Source organism: Luteibacter aegosomatissinici, assembly GCF_023078495.1.
GTDB lineage: Bacteria > Pseudomonadota > Gammaproteobacteria > Xanthomonadales > Rhodanobacteraceae > Luteibacter > Luteibacter aegosomatissinici.
Map to the genome: position 1 here is coordinate 4,813,306 of NZ_CP095742.1, position 17,921 is coordinate 4,831,226.

The 17,921-nt window shown below is 65.4% G+C and carries 17 protein-coding genes; 5 read left to right on the plus strand and 12 right to left on the minus strand.

Features of this window, described 5'->3' with window-relative positions; all coding sequences use genetic code 11:
• Positions 1–150 precede the first annotated feature (150 nt).
• From L2Y97_RS21540 to L2Y97_RS21575, 8 genes are all read right to left on the minus strand, one after another.
• Positions 151–768: a histidine phosphatase family protein gene (locus L2Y97_RS21540; protein ID WP_247430857.1), complete on the minus strand. Its 618-nt coding sequence runs from the start codon at positions 766–768 to the stop codon at positions 151–153.
• A 40-nt stretch (positions 769–808) separates the two neighbouring features.
• A complete protein-coding gene (locus L2Y97_RS21545; RefSeq protein WP_247430860.1) occupies positions 809–1,075 on the minus strand; it encodes a DksA/TraR family C4-type zinc finger protein in 267 nt (88 codons plus the stop codon).
• A 135-nt stretch (positions 1,076–1,210) separates the two neighbouring features.
• Entirely contained in the window at positions 1,211–2,662 is a 1,452-nt protein-coding gene (locus L2Y97_RS21550; protein WP_247430862.1) for an alpha-L-fucosidase, read from the minus strand.
• Positions 2,663–2,825: 163 nt separating this feature from the next.
• Entirely contained in the window at positions 2,826–3,305 is a 480-nt protein-coding gene (locus L2Y97_RS21555) for a VOC family protein (RefSeq protein ID WP_247430865.1), read from the minus strand.
• Between the two features lie 29 nt (positions 3,306–3,334).
• Positions 3,335–3,493: a hypothetical protein gene (locus L2Y97_RS21560; protein ID WP_247430868.1), complete on the minus strand. Its 159-nt coding sequence runs from the start codon at positions 3,491–3,493 to the stop codon at positions 3,335–3,337.
• Positions 3,494–3,552: 59 nt separating this feature from the next.
• Positions 3,553–4,458 (minus strand): LysR family transcriptional regulator, encoded by a 906-nt coding sequence (locus L2Y97_RS21565; RefSeq protein ID WP_247430869.1) that lies wholly within the window; start codon positions 4,456–4,458, stop codon positions 3,553–3,555.
• A 72-nt stretch (positions 4,459–4,530) separates the two neighbouring features.
• Positions 4,531–5,469 (minus strand): copper resistance protein B, encoded by a 939-nt coding sequence (locus L2Y97_RS21570; RefSeq protein ID WP_247430872.1) that lies wholly within the window; start codon positions 5,467–5,469, stop codon positions 4,531–4,533.
• Positions 5,466–7,151 carry a copper resistance system multicopper oxidase gene (locus tag L2Y97_RS21575; RefSeq protein ID WP_247430875.1) on the minus strand — a complete coding sequence of 562 codons (1,686 nt, stop codon included), beginning with the start codon at positions 7,149–7,151 and terminating at the stop codon, positions 5,466–5,468. Before L2Y97_RS21575 ends, L2Y97_RS21570 begins: the two co-directional genes overlap by 4 nt.
• 130 nt (positions 7,152–7,281) lie before the next feature.
• On the opposite strand from L2Y97_RS21575, the gene ligD reads away from it, so the two are divergent.
• Positions 7,282–9,222 carry a DNA ligase D gene (gene ligD, locus L2Y97_RS21580; protein WP_247430878.1) on the plus strand — a complete coding sequence of 647 codons (1,941 nt, stop codon included), beginning with the start codon at positions 7,282–7,284 and terminating at the stop codon, positions 9,220–9,222.
• A gap of 32 nt (positions 9,223–9,254) precedes the next feature.
• Positions 9,255–10,151: an acyltransferase gene (locus tag L2Y97_RS21585; protein ID WP_247430881.1), complete on the plus strand. Its 897-nt coding sequence runs from the start codon at positions 9,255–9,257 to the stop codon at positions 10,149–10,151.
• A gap of 112 nt (positions 10,152–10,263) precedes the next feature.
• On the opposite strand, the gene bla is transcribed toward L2Y97_RS21585, so the two are convergent.
• From bla to L2Y97_RS21600, 3 genes are all read right to left on the minus strand, one after another.
• Positions 10,264–11,073, minus strand: a complete 810-nt coding sequence (gene bla, locus L2Y97_RS21590) for a subclass B3 metallo-beta-lactamase (protein ID WP_247430884.1) — start codon at positions 11,071–11,073, stop codon at positions 10,264–10,266.
• Between the two features lie 188 nt (positions 11,074–11,261).
• On the minus strand, positions 11,262–12,338 hold the full coding sequence (locus L2Y97_RS21595) for a PepSY-associated TM helix domain-containing protein (RefSeq protein ID WP_247430887.1): 1,077 nt from the start codon (positions 12,336–12,338) through the stop codon (positions 11,262–11,264).
• A complete protein-coding gene (locus L2Y97_RS21600; protein WP_247430892.1) occupies positions 12,338–14,560 on the minus strand; it encodes a TonB-dependent receptor family protein in 2,223 nt (740 codons plus the stop codon). The genes L2Y97_RS21595 and L2Y97_RS21600 overlap by 1 nt, the downstream gene beginning before the upstream one ends.
• A gap of 136 nt (positions 14,561–14,696) precedes the next feature.
• Between L2Y97_RS21600 and L2Y97_RS21605 the strand changes: the two genes are divergently transcribed.
• Complete coding sequence (locus L2Y97_RS21605; protein WP_247430896.1) at positions 14,697–15,671, plus strand: GlxA family transcriptional regulator; 975 nt, start codon at positions 14,697–14,699, stop codon at positions 15,669–15,671.
• Positions 15,672–15,676: 5 nt separating this feature from the next.
• On the opposite strand, the gene L2Y97_RS21610 is transcribed toward L2Y97_RS21605, so the two are convergent.
• A complete protein-coding gene (locus L2Y97_RS21610; RefSeq protein ID WP_247430899.1) occupies positions 15,677–16,297 on the minus strand; it encodes a response regulator in 621 nt (206 codons plus the stop codon).
• Between the two features lie 104 nt (positions 16,298–16,401).
• Here L2Y97_RS21610 and L2Y97_RS21615 point away from each other — a divergent pair, with 104 nt between their 5' ends.
• Both L2Y97_RS21615 and L2Y97_RS21620 read left to right on the plus strand, forming a co-directional pair.
• Positions 16,402–17,217 carry a DUF72 domain-containing protein gene (locus L2Y97_RS21615; RefSeq protein ID WP_247430902.1) on the plus strand — a complete coding sequence of 272 codons (816 nt, stop codon included), beginning with the start codon at positions 16,402–16,404 and terminating at the stop codon, positions 17,215–17,217.
• 32 nt (positions 17,218–17,249) lie between these two features.
• Positions 17,250–17,915, plus strand: coding sequence for a DUF6348 family protein (locus tag L2Y97_RS21620; protein ID WP_247430905.1), 666 nt, complete (start codon positions 17,250–17,252; stop codon positions 17,913–17,915).
• The last annotated feature ends 6 nt before the right edge of the window (positions 17,916–17,921 follow it).

The following is a 17,921-nucleotide window of genomic DNA, read 5'->3' on the forward strand; positions in this document are numbered from 1 at the left end:
GGCCGGGGAACTGACCGGTTAACGGCAGCCGTCCTTCTTACTTTAGAAATCCGTTCTAAATCAATTATTTCTGATATGTGACAGTGTGCGTTTCCTCTCCATGAAAACGCCCGTCGTGAGCGCGGCGGTCGAAGCGCCGCGCCAGGCCGCTCAGGCCGCGGTCTCTGCCTTTGCCACGGCAAGCGGATCCAGGTTCCAGGCATCGACCTGCAACGTTCCCTCGCGCACATGCATCGGCGTGTAGCCGCAATTGCCATGGCGGAAGGTCGAGAAGTCGGCGCTGCCATGCAGCGTGCCCAGCAACGCGGAGATGGACTGGCCATGCGTGATGACGGCCACGTTGCGATAGGGGAGCGTAAGCGCATCGTCGAGCGCGGCCATGACCCGGGCGGCGACCTCGCGCAGCGACTCGGAGCCGGGTGCCGTGGCATCGGGATCCGTGCAGCGCACGACGGCCGTCCAGACCGGATCCAGCGCCATCGCATCAAAGTTCTGGCCCTCGAGTTCGCCGAAGGAACGTTCGACCAGGCGCTCATCGACCGAGACGGTACAGCCCGCGATCCCGGCGACGATTTCGGCGGTGTGCAAGGCACGGCCCAGGGTGGACGACACAACATGCTCGATGCCGCGCGCCGCGAGCGCCCGACCCAGGGCCTGCGCTTGCTCGATGCCGGCGGCAGTAAGCGGGCTATCGGCCCTGCCCTGCGCCCGGCGCGCTATGTTCCATTCGGTTTCGCCGTGGCGGCAGACGATCAGGTGTTCAAGCATCGTGGGGACTTCATGGTGCGGGGAACGCCCATGGTAAACCTCAGCGCAACTGGCTGTCCTTGCTGCCGCGCCGGTTATAGCCAGCGAAAGTCGCCGCCTCGTGATCGGCCGCCTCCTGGCAGGCGACGCATAGCCGCACGCCGGGGACGGCCTTGCGCCGCGCCTCGGGGATCGGTTTGTCGCATTCCTCGCAGCGCTCCAGCCCAGGGCCCTTGGCCATGTGGCTGCGCGCGCGCTTCACCGCGTCTTCCACGGTGGCATCGATCTGATCCTGTACGGCGGTATCACCCGCCCATCCCGTAGCCATGCCGCACCTCCGGGCTAAAGACCTGTAAGAGCGCGCTTGCGCGCGATGAGGCCTATATGAAGGCAATAACCTACATTTCAATAGGTTACGCCTTCTCGGCGTGGATCGCGCGCAAGCGCGCTCCTACACGTTCCCTCAGGCCCTGGGTTCGTCGTACAGGCCGAATTCCGTGATGCCTGGCTGGCGGCCCTCTACCCACAGGCGTACGCGCTGGGCGGTGACGCGGGGCACTTCGTGGAACTGGTAGGCCGCGGGCGTCGCACCGCTGGCGATATCCACCCAGATGCCGCCCTGCTCGACCCGCGCCTTGTACGCCGTGATCCGGCTGGTGGTCCCGTAATCAGGATCGCGCGGCTCGATCACGGAAAGCGTGTTGAACGAAATGGGTGCCTCGAAGCGTACTTCGATCCAGCCTTCGGTCTTGCCGCGATCGGCCAGCCAGTAGGTTCGGAAGTTCTCGTCGAAAGCCAGGTCGGGGCCCACGGCTTCATCGCTCGCGCTGGCCCATGCGGGCTTGCCGGCTGCCAGGTTCGGCGTGGTGATGGTCACCTGGCGATCGATGGGAGCGACCTTGCCTTCGGGCTTCCACAGGCTACCGATCTCGGCCAGCCGCGCCACGGCGTTGTCGTCGAAGCGCCCATCGCGGTTTGGCGCGACGTTGAGGATCAGGTTGCAGTGGTTCGCGTTGAACGGCTTCAGCCAGTCATCGACGATGGTTTGTGCGGATGCGAGCTGCGATGTGGGGTACGAGGTTTTCCAGAACCAGTCGCTTTGCAACGTGGTGCCCGATTGCGAGGGCACCGGGCTATCGGGCGGGATCTTCTGCCCGGCGTGCTGCTCATACTGCTTGATATCGGTGTAGTACAGCGCCGTACCTGGGTAGCTGCCCGCGTTGTGGTCGGTAAGCAGGCAATCGGGCTGCAGCGACTTCACCAGGTCGTAGATCTCGCGGTACGGCAGCTCCGCGTACGAGATACGCGACCACGAGGCGTTCCAGCCATCGAGGATCAACGCGGTAAGCGGGCCATAGTTCGTGAGCAGCTCGGTGATCTGCGCCTTGATCAGCGCCACCTTCTCCGGCGTCACCGTACGCGCGCGGATATCCTGGCGCAGGTCGAGGATCGAGAAGTACAGGCAGACCTTGAGCCCGGCCTTGCGGAAGGCGTCGACGTAGGCACGCACCACGTCGTGCGGGTACGACGACTGCATGACATTCGCGCTGCCGGTCTTCGTCGGCCACAGGCAAAAGCCATCGTGGTGTTTCGTGGTGAGGCAGGCGTAGCCCATGTTCGCCGACTTCGCGGCCTTCGCCCATTGCGCCGGGTCAAGATGCTTCGGGTTGAAGAGCTTGGGCGAGAGCAGGGGATCACCCCATTCGCGCTCTTCGAACGTGGCCATGTTGAGGTGGATGAACATGCCGAAGCGAAGTTCGAGAAAGGCTTGCTGCAGATCGCGGAGTTTCGCTGGATCCACCACCACACCGCGTTGTGCGCGCGGCGCTTGCGCAAAAGCCTGCTTCACCGGCCACAGGCCGCTCCCCACCACACTGACCAGCGCCAGCGTCTTCGCAAACTCACGTCGGTTCAACACCCTCTCCCCGCGATGGCATGACGACCGACTTTCACCTTTTGCAAGTGACGCTGTCAATGTCACACAAGCCGCTGCCACCAACTGGCGGGAAAGCTCGCGCGCAAGCGCGCTCCTACACAAGACCTGCGAGAGCCCTTGTAAGAGCGCGCTTGCGCGCGAGTCACGTTGCCGCGGCGCGCATCGCGGCGATATCGATCTTCGTCATGTGCATCAACGCCGCGACGGAGCCGGGGTTCTGCACCAGTTCCTCGATGTCCACGGGACAAATCTGCCACGACAGGCCGAACTTATCCTTCAACCAACCGCACGCCTGGGCTTTCGGATCACCACCTTCGGAAAGCTTTTCCCAGTAATGATCGATCTCCGCCTGGTCCTTGCAGTGCACGACCAGCGACAACGCCTCATTGAATTTGAAGAGGGGGCCGCCGTTCAACGCCGTGACCGGCTCGCCATCGAGCTCGAATGCCGCGGTCATGACCGAACCTTCGGGCCGCCCGGAAGCAGCGGATGATTCCTTCGAATAGCGCGTGACTGCCGTGATACGCGAGTTCGGAAAGATCGTTGTGTAGAACCTCGCTGCCTCTTCAGCCTGGGTATCGAACCACAGGAACGGGGTAATGCGGCGGAATGGACGGCTCATGGCGTGCTCCTTCGTGGTGGCATCTACCCTTACGTCGATCCGCTACCCCCGTTTTCGACATCCGCGTCGCGCTTGTGCTGGGGATCGCCCGAACCGTGGTTCACCGGTTCCACCGGGCCTGGTGGCTGGCCGTGGGTCGGGTCGCCCGAGCCCGTGGTGGGGTCGTCGTAGGTGTCGCGCGGTGGCATGGCGGCGCTCCCGGCAGGCTGGTCCACCAAGCGAACCACCCTGCCCGTCAACGCTGTGTTCACGCGCGGCGGCCCAATGCCACGCAGAAGTCGACGAAGGCCCGCACCTTGGGTGGCGCGTGCCTGCGGGAGGGATAGAACGCGTACAGCGGGAAGGTCTCTTCCGCGTGGCCGGGGAACAGTTCCACCAGCCGGCCGTCTTCCAGGGCGTCGCGCACGCTGATCTCGAGCACCTGCGCGATACCGGCGCCTGCGACGCAAAGACCGTACATGGTCGCCGAGTCCGTCACCAGGATCGGGCCTTTCGTCTCCACCACGGTGACCTTGCCGCGGCGGTGGAACTCCCATTCGAAGGGCCGGCGGGTCACGGGGTCGCGGAACTGGATGCAGCTGTGTGACACCAGATCCTTCGGGGTGCGCGGCTGGCCATGGGCCGCGAGGTAAGCAGGTGCGGCAACCGTCAGCACGCGGGTATCAAGCAGCTTGCGGGCGACCAGGGATGACGACGGAGGCACGCCAAAGCGCACGGCCACGTCGATGCCCTCGGCCACCAGGTCGCCCAGCTCGTCGCGCGTCACGATCTCGATCTCCAGCGCGGGGTGCTGGGCCAGGAAGGCGGCCAGCCGGGGCGCCACGACCAACCGCGAAAACATCGGATCGAGGCTGACCCGGATACGGCCGCGGACCGCCTGGGCATCGCCTGCCGCCGCGAGGGCAGCGTCCTCGATGCCCGAAAGCAAGGGGCCCACCTGGGCCACCAGGCGTTCGCCTTCGTCGGTGAGGTGGACGGAGCGGGTCGTGCGCTGAAGGAGCCGTACGCCCAGGCGGGTTTCCAGGCGGCCGATGGCGCGGCTGACGCCGGAGGGTGAAAGGCCCAGTGCCTCGGCGGCGCGGGCGAAATTGCCCGTTTCCACGACGGAGACAAGGACGCTCAGGTTACCCAGCAGGCGGCCATCGGTGGACATGAAGAGCACTCGTGCGTTGGATGCACGAACAATCTTCCCGTGGTGCATGACAGTCAATAATACGTGGGGCTGTCAGAACCAGAGGCGGAGACCGGCGACCCAGCGCCGATCGGTGATGCGGCGGCCTTGTTCGCTGGCGAGGTCGGCCGTGGCGCCGGTGAGGTGCTCCCACGCCACCCCGACATACGGTGCGAACGCGCGGGTGAACTCATAACGCAGGCGCAAGCCGCCTTCGACCGACGAAAGGCCGGACCTTATCAAACGGCGCTCGTCATCCTTGCCGTAGGCATTCGCCTCCAGTTCGGGCTGCAGGATCAGGCGCTGGGTGATACGCAGTTCGTACTCCGCGCGAACGCGCGCTGCCGTGCGCCCGCCCTGCCCCACGTACGCCGTGGCCTCCAGTTCGAACCAGTAAGGCGCGAGGCCCTGCAAGCCAAACGCGGCCCATTGCCGTTTCGGGCCCTCCCCGAAATCGCTGCGTACGCCGAGCTGGGTATCCCAGAACGTTGCTACGGCATGACTCCAGAAAAGCTCCGCATCGCCATCGTGTGGACGGCTCCCCTCGCGCTCGCCTTCGCTGCGGAACCACACCTTGTCGCTGTCGTTGCCATACCAGCCTTCCGCTTCCCACGACTGGCCGTGACCGCCCTGCCCTGCAAAGGCTTCGAGCCTGTCCAGCAAGAACATCGCGTTCGGTGCCGTGTCATCCATGTCGTGCATGGCCATGCCGTGCATCGCCGCCGGAGCGACACCATCCGACCAATCGGGGCTGCGTGCATCGGCGGGCGCACTGCCGCCTTGCATGGCGCCCATTTTCATATCGCTTTCGCCGGCCGCCCCACTCATGCCACCCATGTCGTGCATGCCGCTCATGTCGTGGGCGGCGTGGGGATCCTGCGTTGGCGGCGCATCGTGATGCATGGCGCCATGGTCCATGCCTTCCATCGCCGGCATCTCCTGCGCGAGCGCCGCGAACGGGCACAACGCAACGATCCACAACCAGCGCCTCATGACACCACCACTTCGCGGAACATGCCCGCTTCCATGTGGTAAAGCATGTGGCAGTGGAACGCCCAGCGTCCCGGGTTATCGGCGGTCACCGCGTAACTCACTTGCTGCGCAGGTTGCACGTTCACCGTGTGCTTGCGCACCTGGAAACGTCCATCGGGTGATTCCACGTCGCTCCACATGCCATGCAGGTGGATCGGGTGGTTCATCATGGTGTCGTTCACCAGGGTGACGCGCAGGCGCTCACCTTTTCGGAAGTGCACCGGCTTCGCCTGCGAGTACTTCAGGCCATCAAAACCCCAGGCGAACCGCTCCATATTGCCGGTGAGGTGCAGTTCGATCGTGCGTGAGGGTTCGCGCGTGTCGTAAGCACCGCCCACGCTGTGCAGATCCGCATACGTGAGCACACGGTGCGTGCGCTCACGCAAACCTACACCTGGGTCATCGAGGTTCGTACGTGGCATGTCCACGCGCATATCCACGTTGGGGCCATATTCCGTGCTGGCGTGGTGCGCCATCACCATGGCGCCGTCGGTGGCGTCATCGGCCATCGAACCCATCATGTCGCGCATGGCCAGCCGTGGCCGTGGGTCCAGCGCGGGGATGTCGGCACGCATGCCGGGGCGTGGCGCCAGCGTGGCGCGTGCATAGCCTGCGCGATCGATCGACTGCGCGAAGACGGTGTACGCCCGGTCTTCCGTGGGCGTAACGATCACGTCGTACGTTTCCGCCGCGGAAAGCCGCAGTTCATCGACCTCCACCGGCAGCACGTCTTGCCCATCTGCCGCGACCACTTGCATGCGCAAGCCCGGGATACGCAGGTCGAAAATCGAGTTGGACGACCCATTGATGAGCCGCAGCCGCACGCGCTCGCCCGGCTTGAATTCACCGGTCCAGTTTCCTGCGGGCGCCGTGCCGTTGACCAGGTACGTGTAGGTGCTGGCCGAGATATCGGCCAGGTCAGTGGGATTCATGCGCATCTGGTTCCACATGCGGCGCATGGCCACTGCATCGTGGAAGCCCTTCTCCCGCGCATCGCGCAGGAAGCCGGCGAGCGTGGGTTGCCCGTAGTTGTAGATATCCGAGCGCGTCCGCAGCTTCGCGTAAACGCGTTCGGGGTCTTCGTCGGTCCAGTCGCTGATCAGGATCACGTGCTCGCGATCCGCAGGGTAGCGCTCGCCGCCAGCCGGGTCGATCACGATGGCGCCGTACAGGCCGCTCTGCTCCTGGAAGCGGCTGTGTGCGTGGTACCAGTACGTGCCGGCCTGTTTCGCCGGGAAACGATAGGTGAAGCGCGAGCGGGCCGGTATGCCATCGAAGCTCAGGCCCGGCACGCCATCCTGGTCCGCGGGCACGATCAGGCCATGCCAGTGGATGGAGGTCACGGTATCCAGCTGGTTCTCGATAGCGATGCTCACGTCGTCGCCCTCGCGCCAGCGCAAGGTCGGGCCGGGGACGCCGCCACCCAGCGTGACCGCCTTGCGGGCACGCCCGGTGAAATCCACGGCCGCCTCACTCACCGCCAACTGGAACGCTGGCCCGCGCAGGTCGGCCACCCGTGGCATGGATGCCTGCGCGAAAACGGGGCGTACCGCGCCGGTGGCGAGGCCTACCCCGGCCACGGCCAGGCCTTGCACGAAGCGGCGGCGCGCGGGGTCAATGGGGGCAAGACGTGGGCCGTGCATGGCGTGCGAACATCCGGTGACGTTTCTGGAACCACGAGCGTAGCCACGCCACGTAGGCGCCGACAACTCTGGAGAAGGCTCCGTGCGGGCTGCACGGCCTGTTCACCGCGGGGCTTTAATCATCCTTGCCATGGCCATCCGGAAGACACTCGCCACGCTCACCACGGCAGCCGGAGCCCTTAAGGGGGCGCGGAAAGGCAAGCCAGGCACGGCGTACTTCGCGCCACAGCTCGCCCGCTTGCGCGAGGCACCGCCGCAAGGCGATACGTGGCTGCATGAAGTGAAGTGGGACGGGTATCGCATCCTTACCGGCATCGCCAACAGCGAAGTGAACCTGTGGTCGCGCAACGCCCTGCCCTGGAATCACCGCATTCCACAGATCGTGCGCGCCATTGAAGCGCTTGGCCTGGAGAGCGCACGGCTCGATGGCGAACTCATCGCACTCGACTCGCACGGCCGCAGCGATTTCAATGCGCTTCAGAAGACGCTCGCAGGGGAAGCCAACGCACCGTTGGTCTACATGCTGTTCGATATGCCGTTCCTGCAGGGCTATGACCTGTCGCGCGTCGCGCTGATCGAACGGAAGGCCCTGCTCGAACGCATGCTTGCGCACGCCCCGGCCCACCTGCGTTTCAGCGCACACACGATCGGGCATGGCGATAAGGCGTTTGCGGTCGCCATGACACAGAAGCTCGAGGGCATCCTCTCCAAGCGCATCGACGGGCCTTACCACAGCGGGCGCAACGACGACTGGCTGAAGATCAAACGCCTTGAAGCGGACGAATATGCCGTTATCGGCTACACGCCTGCGAAGGGCTCGCGACTTTCGTTCGGTTCGCTGCTGCTTGCCAGGCCCGGCACGAAGGGCCGCTGGACCTACGTGGGTCGCGTTGGCACCGGCTTTACCGACGAGATGCTGCGCAAGCTCGGCAAAACGCTTGCACGGGGCGGCCAAAAGACCCCGCCCGTGCCGCTGGACGGCATCGATCCCCTGCTCCGCGGCGCCCTCTGGGTCACACCGACCGTGGTGGCCGAGGTTTATTACCGTGGCATCGGCAACCTTGGTCTGCTCCGCCAGCCCAGCCTGAAAGCGCTGCGTATCGACAAGGCACCCAGGGATCTGCGCGATAGCGACCGTCGCACGGCAGCATCACCCGACCCGAAACCGTCCGCGAGGAAAAGGCCCGTGGCGACCAACGAGATCACCATCACTCACCCCGACCGGGTCGTGTATCCGGACGATGGCATCACCAAGCAGGATGTCGCCGACTACTACAAAGCGGTGATGCCGTGGTTCCTGCCGCCGGTGGCTGACCGGCCCATGCCGATGCTGCGTTGCCCAGGCGGCATCGGTGAGCACTGCTTCTTCCAGAAACACATGATCGCCGGCTTGCATCACGTGGGTTCGGCAAAGCTCAAGGAGGAGACCGGCACTCAGGCCGTTTATCTGTACCCGAAGGACGAGGCCGGCCTCATGGAACTCGTGCAGTTCGGCGCCATCGAGTTCCACCCCTGGGGCTCGCATGCCAAAAGGCCTGACGTAGCCGACCGCGTGATCTTCGACCTTGACCCGGGTGAAGGCGTCGCGTGGAAGCGCGTCGTCGCGGCCGCACGCATGGTGCGGAATTTTCTCAAGCAGCTCGGGCTCGTATCCTTCGTCCGCACCACGGGCGGCAAAGGCCTGCACATTGTGGTCCCCCTCTCGCCAGGCGCGGACTGGGAGACCGTGCGCACCTTCGCCCGCGGGTTTGCGGACGCCCTGGCCCAGGCGCATCCCGATGAATTCGTCGCCACGGCGGCAAAGAAAGTGCGCAGCGGCAGGATCTACCTGGATTACCTGCGTAATGGCCGCGGGGCGACGGCCGTCGCCTCGTATTCGCTGCGCGCACGCCCCGGCGCGCCGGTCGCGGTACCGCTGCGTTGGGAGGAACTGGGCAAGCTCACCTCCGGCGCGGATTTCACCATCCACACCGTCCCCAAGCGCCTGGGGCGGCTGAAGAAAGACCCCTGGGAAGGCATCGACAAGGTGCGCCAGAGCCTGGATGACGTCGTGGAGCGGCTGGGCCTGTAGACTTGGCCCCTCCTTAACCGAACCCACGGCCCATGTTCGCCTCGCTACCGGTCTTCCTGCGCGTCCCCCTTGCCTGCCTGTTCCTGCTGGGCAATACGGTACTGCATGTCACGCCGCTGCTCCTGCTGACGCTGGTGCGCATCGTGCTGCCGTTGCAGGCCATGCGTAAGGCATGCGGCGCGGCGCTGGTGGGCATCGCGGAGAGCTGGCTCAGCTTCAACGGGTGGCTTTGGGGGGCGTTCACCCGCACGCGGTGGACGGTCGAGGGCATCGACGGCCTCACGCCGCGCGATAACTACCTGGTGGTGTGCAACCACCAGAGCTGGATCGATATCCCGGCCCTGCAGAAGATCTTCAACCGCCGCATTCCGTTCATGCGCTTCTTCCTGAAGAGTCAGCTGATCTGGGTACCGCTGCTCGGGCCAGCCTGGTGGGCGCTCGATTTCCCGTTCATGAAGCGCCACTCGCGTGAGGAGCTCGAGCGCCACCCGGAACTGAAATCACGCGACCGAGACGCCACGCGCCGCGCATGCGAAAAGTTCCGCCACGTGCCCGTGGCCATCATGAACTTCACGGAGGGCACGCGCTTCACGCAAGCCAAGCACGATGCGCAGAAATCGCCCTATACCCACCTGCTGCGGCCCAAGGCCGGCGGCGTGGCATTCGTGGTCGATGCGATGGGCGATGCGATCCGGCACATGCTGGATGTGACCATCGTGTACCCCGACGGCCCGGGCTCGATGATGGACATGATCGCCGGCCGCATCCGCGAAATCCGAATCCACGTCCGCAAGCTGCCGCTCCTGGACAGCATGCGCGGCGATTACGAAAACGACAGCGCCTTCCGCGAACGCTTCCAGGCGTGGATCAACCAGCTGTGGCAGGAGAAGGACGAACGCATCACGCAGATGCTCGCCAGGCCCGCATAAAGCACCCGCCATGGTAGGAGCGCACCCTGTGCGCGACAGCTTTTCGCCGTATCGCAACAGGGCCTGCAGCTTCATCGCGAAAAGTTGTCGCGCACAGGGTGCGCTCCTACGGTTAGTGGCGTTCTTCTTCGAGCTTTTCTTTCAGCCTGTCGCGGCCGGCCTGTGCATAGGCCTTGCAGGTTTTGCCTTCACCTTGCTCCGGGTGCGGTGTGACCAGGATGTCGCATGGTAGCGCGGCCACGCGATCGAAGGTCTTCCAGTAAGCCGCCACGTAGGCAGGGTGGTCACTGTAACGATACGTGTCCGACGAGAACGCAAACAGGCTGTCCGCGTACGCGATGCGCTTGCACGTGCTGCCTTCGCATGCATCCCATGTCCACGCGGTTCCACCGGGCGTATGACCAGGCGTGATGTGTGCTGTCAGCTTTAACGGACCTACGGTGACGACCGTGCCGTCCGTGATATCGCCTTTCACGGGGAACACCGGGTAGGCATCCTTCGAACCGGGCGTGTATTGCGGATCGTCCGGATCCTGTCCGCCCAGGCGCATCGCCTTCGCACCCGCTGCCGTCGCACGTACTGTGGCGCCGCTATCTTTCGCGAGCTGGCCGATGGCCCCCGCATGATCGTGGTGCGCATGCGAGTTGAGGATCACCTTGATGTCCTCGACGCGAAAGCCCAGCGTACGAATGTTCGCCTCGATCAGCGGCGCGTTCTTCGTCCACGTGCCATCGATAAGGATATGGCCCTGCGGCGAAGTAATGAGGATGGAGGAGAGGCCCTTGGTGCCGACCTGATAGGTGTTGCCGTAGATCACGTGTGGCGCGGCCGGCTCGCTCCATTCGGGAACGGGCGCGGTCGGCGACTGAGCGAAAGCGGGCAGGGTGGCTAAGGCGGCGATGAAGGGCAGGGTGCGGCGCATGGTCATGGTCCTGGCGGGCTGAGCGGGCAGGATACGTGCCGATACGGCCACAATTGGGGCAATGACATGGCGCTTTTGTAGGAGCCCACCCTGTGGGCGATGCGTTGCGCGGGAGAGCCACGGGGCCTGCCATGTGGTCGCGAGAAGATGTCGCCCACAGGGTGGGCTCCTACAGGCATGGGGTTGGATCAGGGTTTGCGACGCTGCCGGGCGCGCCAGAACAGGAAGCCGGTGACCAGCAGGAAGCTCGGGAGCAGGCCGGTGATGCACGCTACCGTGCGCCACACGACGCCGCCGATCGCTGCTGAGTGGATCGGAAACAGTGCGTTGGCCAGGCGCCCGCCTGGTCCCAGTTTCGTTGCATCCTCGCCGCCGATCACGCTGGCATCGCGGCCATTGATGAATAGCGTGCTGCGCCCCGCGAGATTCCATTCGCCCGCGCGGCGGACACGCATGGCGATGGTGCCGGAGTCCTTGCCGGGCAAGGTCACGCGGGTGAGTTCCGCATCCGGTGCGGCCGCACGCGCCGCTGCCAGCACCGCCGCCCAGTCCGGTTTGCCGTCCAGCGGGGCAGTCTTCGGCGGCTTGGCCGGCGCTTTTTCGCCGAACGCGGCCGCCAGGCCGTTACGCACCGCACCGCGGTAGGCCATGGTGGTGCCGGTGCCGATCATCACGATGAGCAAGGGCAGGGCGACCACGCCCACCGCGCGATGGAAGCTCGCCCAACGCAGCACCGGTGGGTTCGCGTGGGGCTTGATGTGCTTCAGCGCGCGCTGGCGTCCCGGCCAGTACAGCCACACGCCCGAAAACAGCATGAACAACCCGGTGCACGCGACGACGCCGAGCACGGTCTCGCCTACCTCGCCGGTGAGCAGGTGCGTGTGCCAGTCGAGCAGGGTCAGCAGTACGTCACCGCTCTTGTGCCGGGTCAGCAACAGGTCGCCCGTGGTGGCATCGAAATACATCCGGTCACCGCCGCGTGCCTGCGCCTCCCACACGGGCAGCTCGGCATCGGGCAACGACAAACCGCGCAGCCCCTTGGCCTGCGGCGACGCCAGCACGGTTTCCAGTGACCGCGCCTGGGTTGCCAGGTCGGGCAGCGGCCGGGACACCAGCTCGGGGTGCGCGGCCGCGAACAGCGGCTGCTCCCACAACAGCACGCTGCCCGAAAGCGTTACCAGCGCCAGCAGCAAGCCTAGCGACAGGCCCAGCCAAAGGTGCAGGGTCTTCAGGGTGCTGCGGAAACGGCGCGGGCGATGAGTCATCAGAAATCCACGGAAGCCTGGACGAAGTAGGTGCGCGGCATACCGACGTAGAGGCCGTCGTTGTTATCGGTGGAGCGGGTGAAGTAGCGGCGATCGAACAGGTTCTTGACGCCCACGCCCACTCGCAGGTTCGACAGAGAGGGGCCGAACGCATATTCGCCACGCGCATTCCAGGTCGTCCAGCCCGGGATATTGCCCAGGTCGCCATCGGCCGAGGGCTCGGTGACATACTCGGTGGGGTTGGCCGGATCGAAACTCGGCGAGCCAGGCGAGTGCTGGCGCGACTGCGAGAACGCATCGAGGTTGAAGGTCCACGCCGCCACGTTGTAGCGCAGGCCGAGGTTGGCGGTGCGGCGTGAGTAGAACGGCAGGTCCTTCCCGGCAAATGAGCCGTGCTTGTAGAACGCATGCGTGTAGGTCGCCGTGCCCCACAGGGTCAGCCCTTCGAGTGCATCAGCGAACGAACCAAAATCGAGATGTGCCGACGTTTCCACACCCTTGTGGGTGGTTGCACCCAGGCTGGTCCAGCCTTCGTACGAATCCGGCACGTTGGGCAGCTTGCCGACCAGCTGCAGCTCGTGATCGAAGTTGATGCGGAACAGGCTGACTTCGCCGCCCCACGCCTTGTCGTCGTAGCGCGTGCCGATTTCATAGGTGCGCGCCAGCTCGGGTTCGAGGCCCTGGGCGAACTGGCCGGTCGAATCCTTCTGGCCGATCTGGAAGTACTGCAGCGAACCGAACGAGGTTTCCGCGTTGGCGTAGAGCTTCCACGCCTCGCTCAGGTGGTACATGACATTCAGCGACGGCAACGGCTTGGAGTACTGCTCGCGGCGCTCGGTCGGACCCTTCACGATGACCGTGCTGCTCGGGTGCGCCTGCCACTCACTACGAATGCGCTCGTAACGCAGGCCGGGCGTGATCGTCCAGTCGCCGGCGTTGATCGTGTCATCGATGTAGACCGCGTGCGCCTCGTTGCTGCCGGTGTTGTTGCCCGAAAGCACGTACGGTCCGTTGTACGGATCGCCGGTGAAGGGCGTGTACCAGAGGTTCGAGGTGAACTTGTTGTTGCGGTACGTCTGCTCGTGCATCGCTTCGTTCGTGTAGCGATAGCCGATGCCGATCTCGTGGGTGACCTGGCCCCAGTCGAACAGCTGCGAATAACGTGGCTCGATCGCGAACACGTGGTAGTTGCGCGGGTACGCATTGAGCTGGTGCGTGTAGCTGCCGTTCGGGTTTTCGGTAATCGTTTCGATGTGGCTGCCGCGGAAGCTGTCGGAGTAGTACGACTGCACTTCGAACGAGCGGCGGTCCTCGACGTGGCTGTACTTGACGACGTAGTCCGTACGGCGGCCGTGGAAATCATCGTACGGGCGGCGCGACTGGAACGGGTCCGCATCGTAATCGGCCTGGGTAAGGCCGCCCGGCATGCCCGCCTGGCCGTCGTAGTGGTGGATGCTGCCGGTGAGCGTGTCTTCGCTGGTGATGGCGTACTTCGCCTTCAGCATCACGTCGTCGATGCTTTCGTTATCTTCGTGCTCGCGGTAACCCGGGCCGTGCAGGCCGTTGTAGAGCAGGGCGATACCGAGGCCCTTGTCGGTGGTTCCACCCACGAACGCGTTGGTATTGGTGCGGATGCCGCCGTGCTCGCTGCCCTGGAACTGCACGCCGGCGCTGCCGCCGAAGGTTTCGGGGATATCGCGGGTCACGAAGTTGATGATGCCGCCGACGTTCTGCGGCCCGTAACGCACGGAGCCACCACCGCGCACCACGTCCACCGCCTGCAGGTTGCCCAGGCCGACGGGGGCCATGGAGACCTGCGGCTGCCCATACGGCGCCACGGCCAGCGGCACGCCATCGAGCAGGATGGTTGAGCGCGGCGACAGGCGCGAGGTGAGGCCGCGCACGCCCACGTTGAGCGAGACGTCGCTGCCGCCCGTACCGTTGCTCTCCTGCACCTGCACGCCGGGGATCCGGCGCAAGGCGTCGCGCAGGTTGGTGGCGCCCGCTTCGCGCAGTTCCTCGCGGCGAACCACGGTGCGCGCGCCGGGGTGGTTCTGCACCACGTTCTGCTGCGCATCGCCCAGCCAGTCACCCACCACCTTCACGCCCTCGAGATTGGTGGGGTTCGGCGGTGGCGGGTTGGTGGCGTCCTGGGCGGGGGCGGCGCGCGCGACAAGAGCGCCGGCCAGCGCAACGGCAAGGACGGTAGGGCGGATGGACATCAGGGAAACCTTGGGGAGGGGACGCGAAAGGTGCTAATCGTAAATACGACTGATTATCAGATCAAATCCGTCATCGCATCGGCCGTCAATACGGCGGTAATTGCTACCTACTGCCTTATCCAGCCATAATCACGGCATGCCGAAGCCCCTGGCCATCGCCATCGTCGCGCCACCGGGCGTCCAGATGCTGGACGTCTCAGGACCAGCCGACGTGTTTGCGGAGGCCAACCGGCAGACCGGGCGTGAGGTGTACAAGGTCCTTACGGTAGGCACCGCCCCCCTGGCCGTGGCCGCGTCGTCTGGCATGCGTTTCCTGCCCGACCGCAGCACCCAGGACCAGATCCCGGTGCTGGATACCCTGCTGGTGGCCGGCTCACCGGATCTCGCCAACGCCGCCACTGACCTGCATACCCTCGATTGGCTGCAGGCGCACTCGGCCCGCGCGCGGCGGTACGGCTCAATCTGCAGCGGCGCGTTGCTGTTCGCCCAGACCGGCCTGCTCGACGGGCGCCGGGTGACCACCCACTGGAAGGTGGCCGAGCTGCTGGGCCGCCGCCACCCCAGCCTGACCGTGGAGGCCGACGCCTTCGTGGTCCGCGATGGGCCGGTATGCACGGCGGCGGGCGTCACCGCCGGCATGGACCTGGCGATCGCCCTGGTCGAGGAGGACCTCGGCCGCGACGTGGCCATGGCCGTCGCCGCCGAACTGGTGGTGTTCTACCGCCGGCCCGGTGGGCAGATGCAGTTCAGCCGGCATGGTGAGGCGGCCCCTGCTGGCCGTGGCGCCTTGCAGGAGCTGCAACGGTATGTCGCCGCGCATCCCGGCGAGGACCACTCCGTGCCGGGCATGGCCGCACGCGCCGGGATGAGCCCGCGTCATTTCGCGCGCGTCTTCCACCGCGAGGTCGGCATGACACCGGCCGAGTTCGTGGAAACCATGCGTGTGGAGGCCGCACGCCGCTGGCTGGAAGAAGGCCACGACACGCCCAAGCGGGTTGCCGCAAAGCTGGGTTACGCCGATGCGAATGGCCTGCGCCGCGCGTTCGTGCGCCGGCTGGGCGTCACGCCCGCGGACTACCGGAAGCGGTACGCGCACGCGCGCACCGGATAAAACACCTAGAGCTCGATGATGCCGCGGCGCAGGGCGATGGCTACCGCATGCGTGCGGTCGTTCGCCTGCAGCTTGGCCAGGATGCTCTTCATGTGCGCCTTCACCGTTTCTTCGGCGATACCCAGCGTGCTGGCGACATCGCGATTGGCGGCACCGGTGGCCACGTGAGTGAGCACCTGCGTTTCGCGCGGCGTCAGCTCGTCGTCATTGGCGTGACCGGCGATCTCGTGGGCGATCTCGTCCGGCACGCGGCGTTTGCCATCCATCATCTGGGTGATGGTGCTGAGCATGTCCTTGCGCAGCTCACTCTTCAGCAAATAGCCCTGGGCGCCGGCGCGGAACGCGCGCAGCGCCTGCACATCGCCGCGGTACGTGGTGAGCACGAGGATCCGCGCGTCGGGGAACTCGGCACGGATCGCCTCGATCGCCGCAATGCCGCCCATGCCCGGCATCTGCAGGTCCATCAGGGTGAGATCGGGGCGGAGCGCCCGGTAGCGCTCGATCGCTTCCTCGCCGGTGCTTGCCTCGGCGACAAGCTCCAGCCCGGATTGTCCCTCAAGCACGGCAGCGATCCCCTCGCGAAGTAGCGGGTGATCGTCGACTGTCATGATGCGGATAGTGGGCATGGCGCAATGATGGCAAGGTGCTGGGCCCGAAGTATCGCCGATCTGCCCCATCGCGGCATGCAACGACGTGACCTCCACCGATGGCCTGCGAGCATGGAGTGACCATGGTCAAGAAAACCCAACCCCACGGCACCCTGCGCACCGGCATGGGTGGCTGGAACTTCGCCCCCTGGCGCGGCGTCTTCTACCCTGAAGGCCTTACCCAGAAGCGCGAACTCGAGTACGCGAGCCAGCACGTGACCAGCATCGAGATCAACGGCACGTACTACCGCGCGCCCGCGCCCGAGGTTTACCGCCAGTGGGCGGCCACCGTTCCGGATGGCTTCCTCTTTTCGGTGAAGGCGCCGCGGTACATCGTGCAGAAAAAAGCCCTGGCCGAGACGAAGGAGCAGGTATCGCGTTTCATCGAGGGCGCTGCCGCCCTCGGCGACCGGCTCGGCCCCGTGCTCTGGCAGTTCCTGCCCACGCGCACGTTCGATCCTGGCGATATCGCGGCGTTCCTCGATCTATTGCCGGAAAAGGTGGACGGGATGCCCCTTCGCCACGCCGTGGAAGTGCGCCACGAAAGCTTCCTCGACCCGCGCTGGCTTGAGCTGGCGCGCGGCCGCGGCGTGGCCACGGTGTATACGGATTCACCCGATTACCCCAACCTCGCCGACCTCACCGGGCCGTTCGTCTACGCACGCCTCATGCGCAGCCAGGCGAACCGCAAGACCGGTTACACGGCCGCCGCGCTGGCCGAATGGGCCACGCGCGCCGCTACGTGGACGAGCGGTGGCGATCCTGACGATCTGCCACACGTCGGCCAGCCCCAGCCACGGGAAACACCCAGGGACGCGTTCATCTACTTCATCTCGGCGGCGAAAGAGCGTAACCCTGCCGCCGCGATGGCGCTCGGACACGCGGCAGGCATCGCATAATCCACCCCACGATCTACCCCAGCGGAATTTCCATGGACCGACTTATCCAGAACAGCCTTATCGATCTCTTCGCTGCCAACGACGTTGGCCTCGTACCCGACGAGGACTGGCTGCTCACCCAGGACGACGATGGCTCGGACGACGGCGACTACCCCGCGGTCCGCGGCATCTGGCACGAAGGCAAGGACGGCGGCATGGGCCGGCTGGACCTGGATATCGTGCTCGACGAGGAGCGCACGATCGAAGAGAGCTTTGGCGGCGTGGGCGCCGGCAAGGTGGGCGTGCGCGACGCGATCGATAGCTTTGCCCGTAACGATTTCCACGTGGTACTGGCCGCGTGCTGGCACCTCGTGAACAAAAAGAAGCTGGCCGTTCGTGAGATCACGGCGGGTATGCACCGCTTCACCGTTTACATCGGCGATTTCACGCTGCGTGGCGAAAGCGATGCACCGATGGAGATCCCCGAAGACGGCCTGTCGGCCCTGGAAGCCGCGATCGCCACCGCACCGCTCACCAGCGATGTGCACTGGATCCGGGTCTTCTACGGCAACGTGGGCGATGGCAAGAGCCAGGTCGAGGTGCTGCTGGATAACGAACCGTGGGCCGCAGGCCACAAGGCGATCGCCTCCGTGGATTGGCCGCAGCACGAACGCTATTACAGCCTGCGCAATTTCATTGCGCTCGTCCCGCTGGACTAGACACCG

What these genes read in the sequence shown, in the direction of transcription:
- L2Y97_RS21540 (WP_247430857.1), bottom strand. Translation starts at nt 768, where the DNA reads ATGCTTGAACACCTGATCGTCTGCCGCCACGGCGAAACCGAATGGAAC.
- L2Y97_RS21545 (WP_247430860.1), bottom strand. Translation starts at nt 1,075, where the DNA reads ATGGCTACGGGATGGGCGGGTGATACCGCCGTACAGGATCAGATCGAT.
- L2Y97_RS21555 (WP_247430865.1), bottom strand. Translation starts at nt 3,305, where the DNA reads ATGAGCCGTCCATTCCGCCGCATTACCCCGTTCCTGTGGTTCGATACC.
- L2Y97_RS21560 (WP_247430868.1), bottom strand. Translation starts at nt 3,493, where the DNA reads ATGCCACCGCGCGACACCTACGACGACCCCACCACGGGCTCGGGCGAC.
- L2Y97_RS21565 (WP_247430869.1), bottom strand. Translation starts at nt 4,458, where the DNA reads ATGTCCACCGATGGCCGCCTGCTGGGTAACCTGAGCGTCCTTGTCTCC.
- L2Y97_RS21570 (WP_247430872.1), bottom strand. Translation starts at nt 5,469, where the DNA reads ATGAGGCGCTGGTTGTGGATCGTTGCGTTGTGCCCGTTCGCGGCGCTC.
- L2Y97_RS21575 (WP_247430875.1), bottom strand. Translation starts at nt 7,151, where the DNA reads ATGCACGGCCCACGTCTTGCCCCCATTGACCCCGCGCGCCGCCGCTTC.
- ligD (WP_247430878.1), top strand. Translation starts at nt 7,282, where the DNA reads ATGGCCATCCGGAAGACACTCGCCACGCTCACCACGGCAGCCGGAGCC.
- L2Y97_RS21585 (WP_247430881.1), top strand. Translation starts at nt 9,255, where the DNA reads ATGTTCGCCTCGCTACCGGTCTTCCTGCGCGTCCCCCTTGCCTGCCTG.
- bla (WP_247430884.1), bottom strand. Translation starts at nt 11,073, where the DNA reads ATGCGCCGCACCCTGCCCTTCATCGCCGCCTTAGCCACCCTGCCCGCT.
- L2Y97_RS21595 (WP_247430887.1), bottom strand. Translation starts at nt 12,338, where the DNA reads ATGACTCATCGCCCGCGCCGTTTCCGCAGCACCCTGAAGACCCTGCAC.
- L2Y97_RS21600 (WP_247430892.1), bottom strand. Translation starts at nt 14,560, where the DNA reads ATGTCCATCCGCCCTACCGTCCTTGCCGTTGCGCTGGCCGGCGCTCTT.
- L2Y97_RS21605 (WP_247430896.1), top strand. Translation starts at nt 14,697, where the DNA reads ATGCCGAAGCCCCTGGCCATCGCCATCGTCGCGCCACCGGGCGTCCAG.
- L2Y97_RS21610 (WP_247430899.1), bottom strand. Translation starts at nt 16,297, where the DNA reads ATGCCCACTATCCGCATCATGACAGTCGACGATCACCCGCTACTTCGC.
- L2Y97_RS21615 (WP_247430902.1), top strand. Translation starts at nt 16,402, where the DNA reads ATGGTCAAGAAAACCCAACCCCACGGCACCCTGCGCACCGGCATGGGT.
- L2Y97_RS21620 (WP_247430905.1), top strand. Translation starts at nt 17,250, where the DNA reads ATGGACCGACTTATCCAGAACAGCCTTATCGATCTCTTCGCTGCCAAC.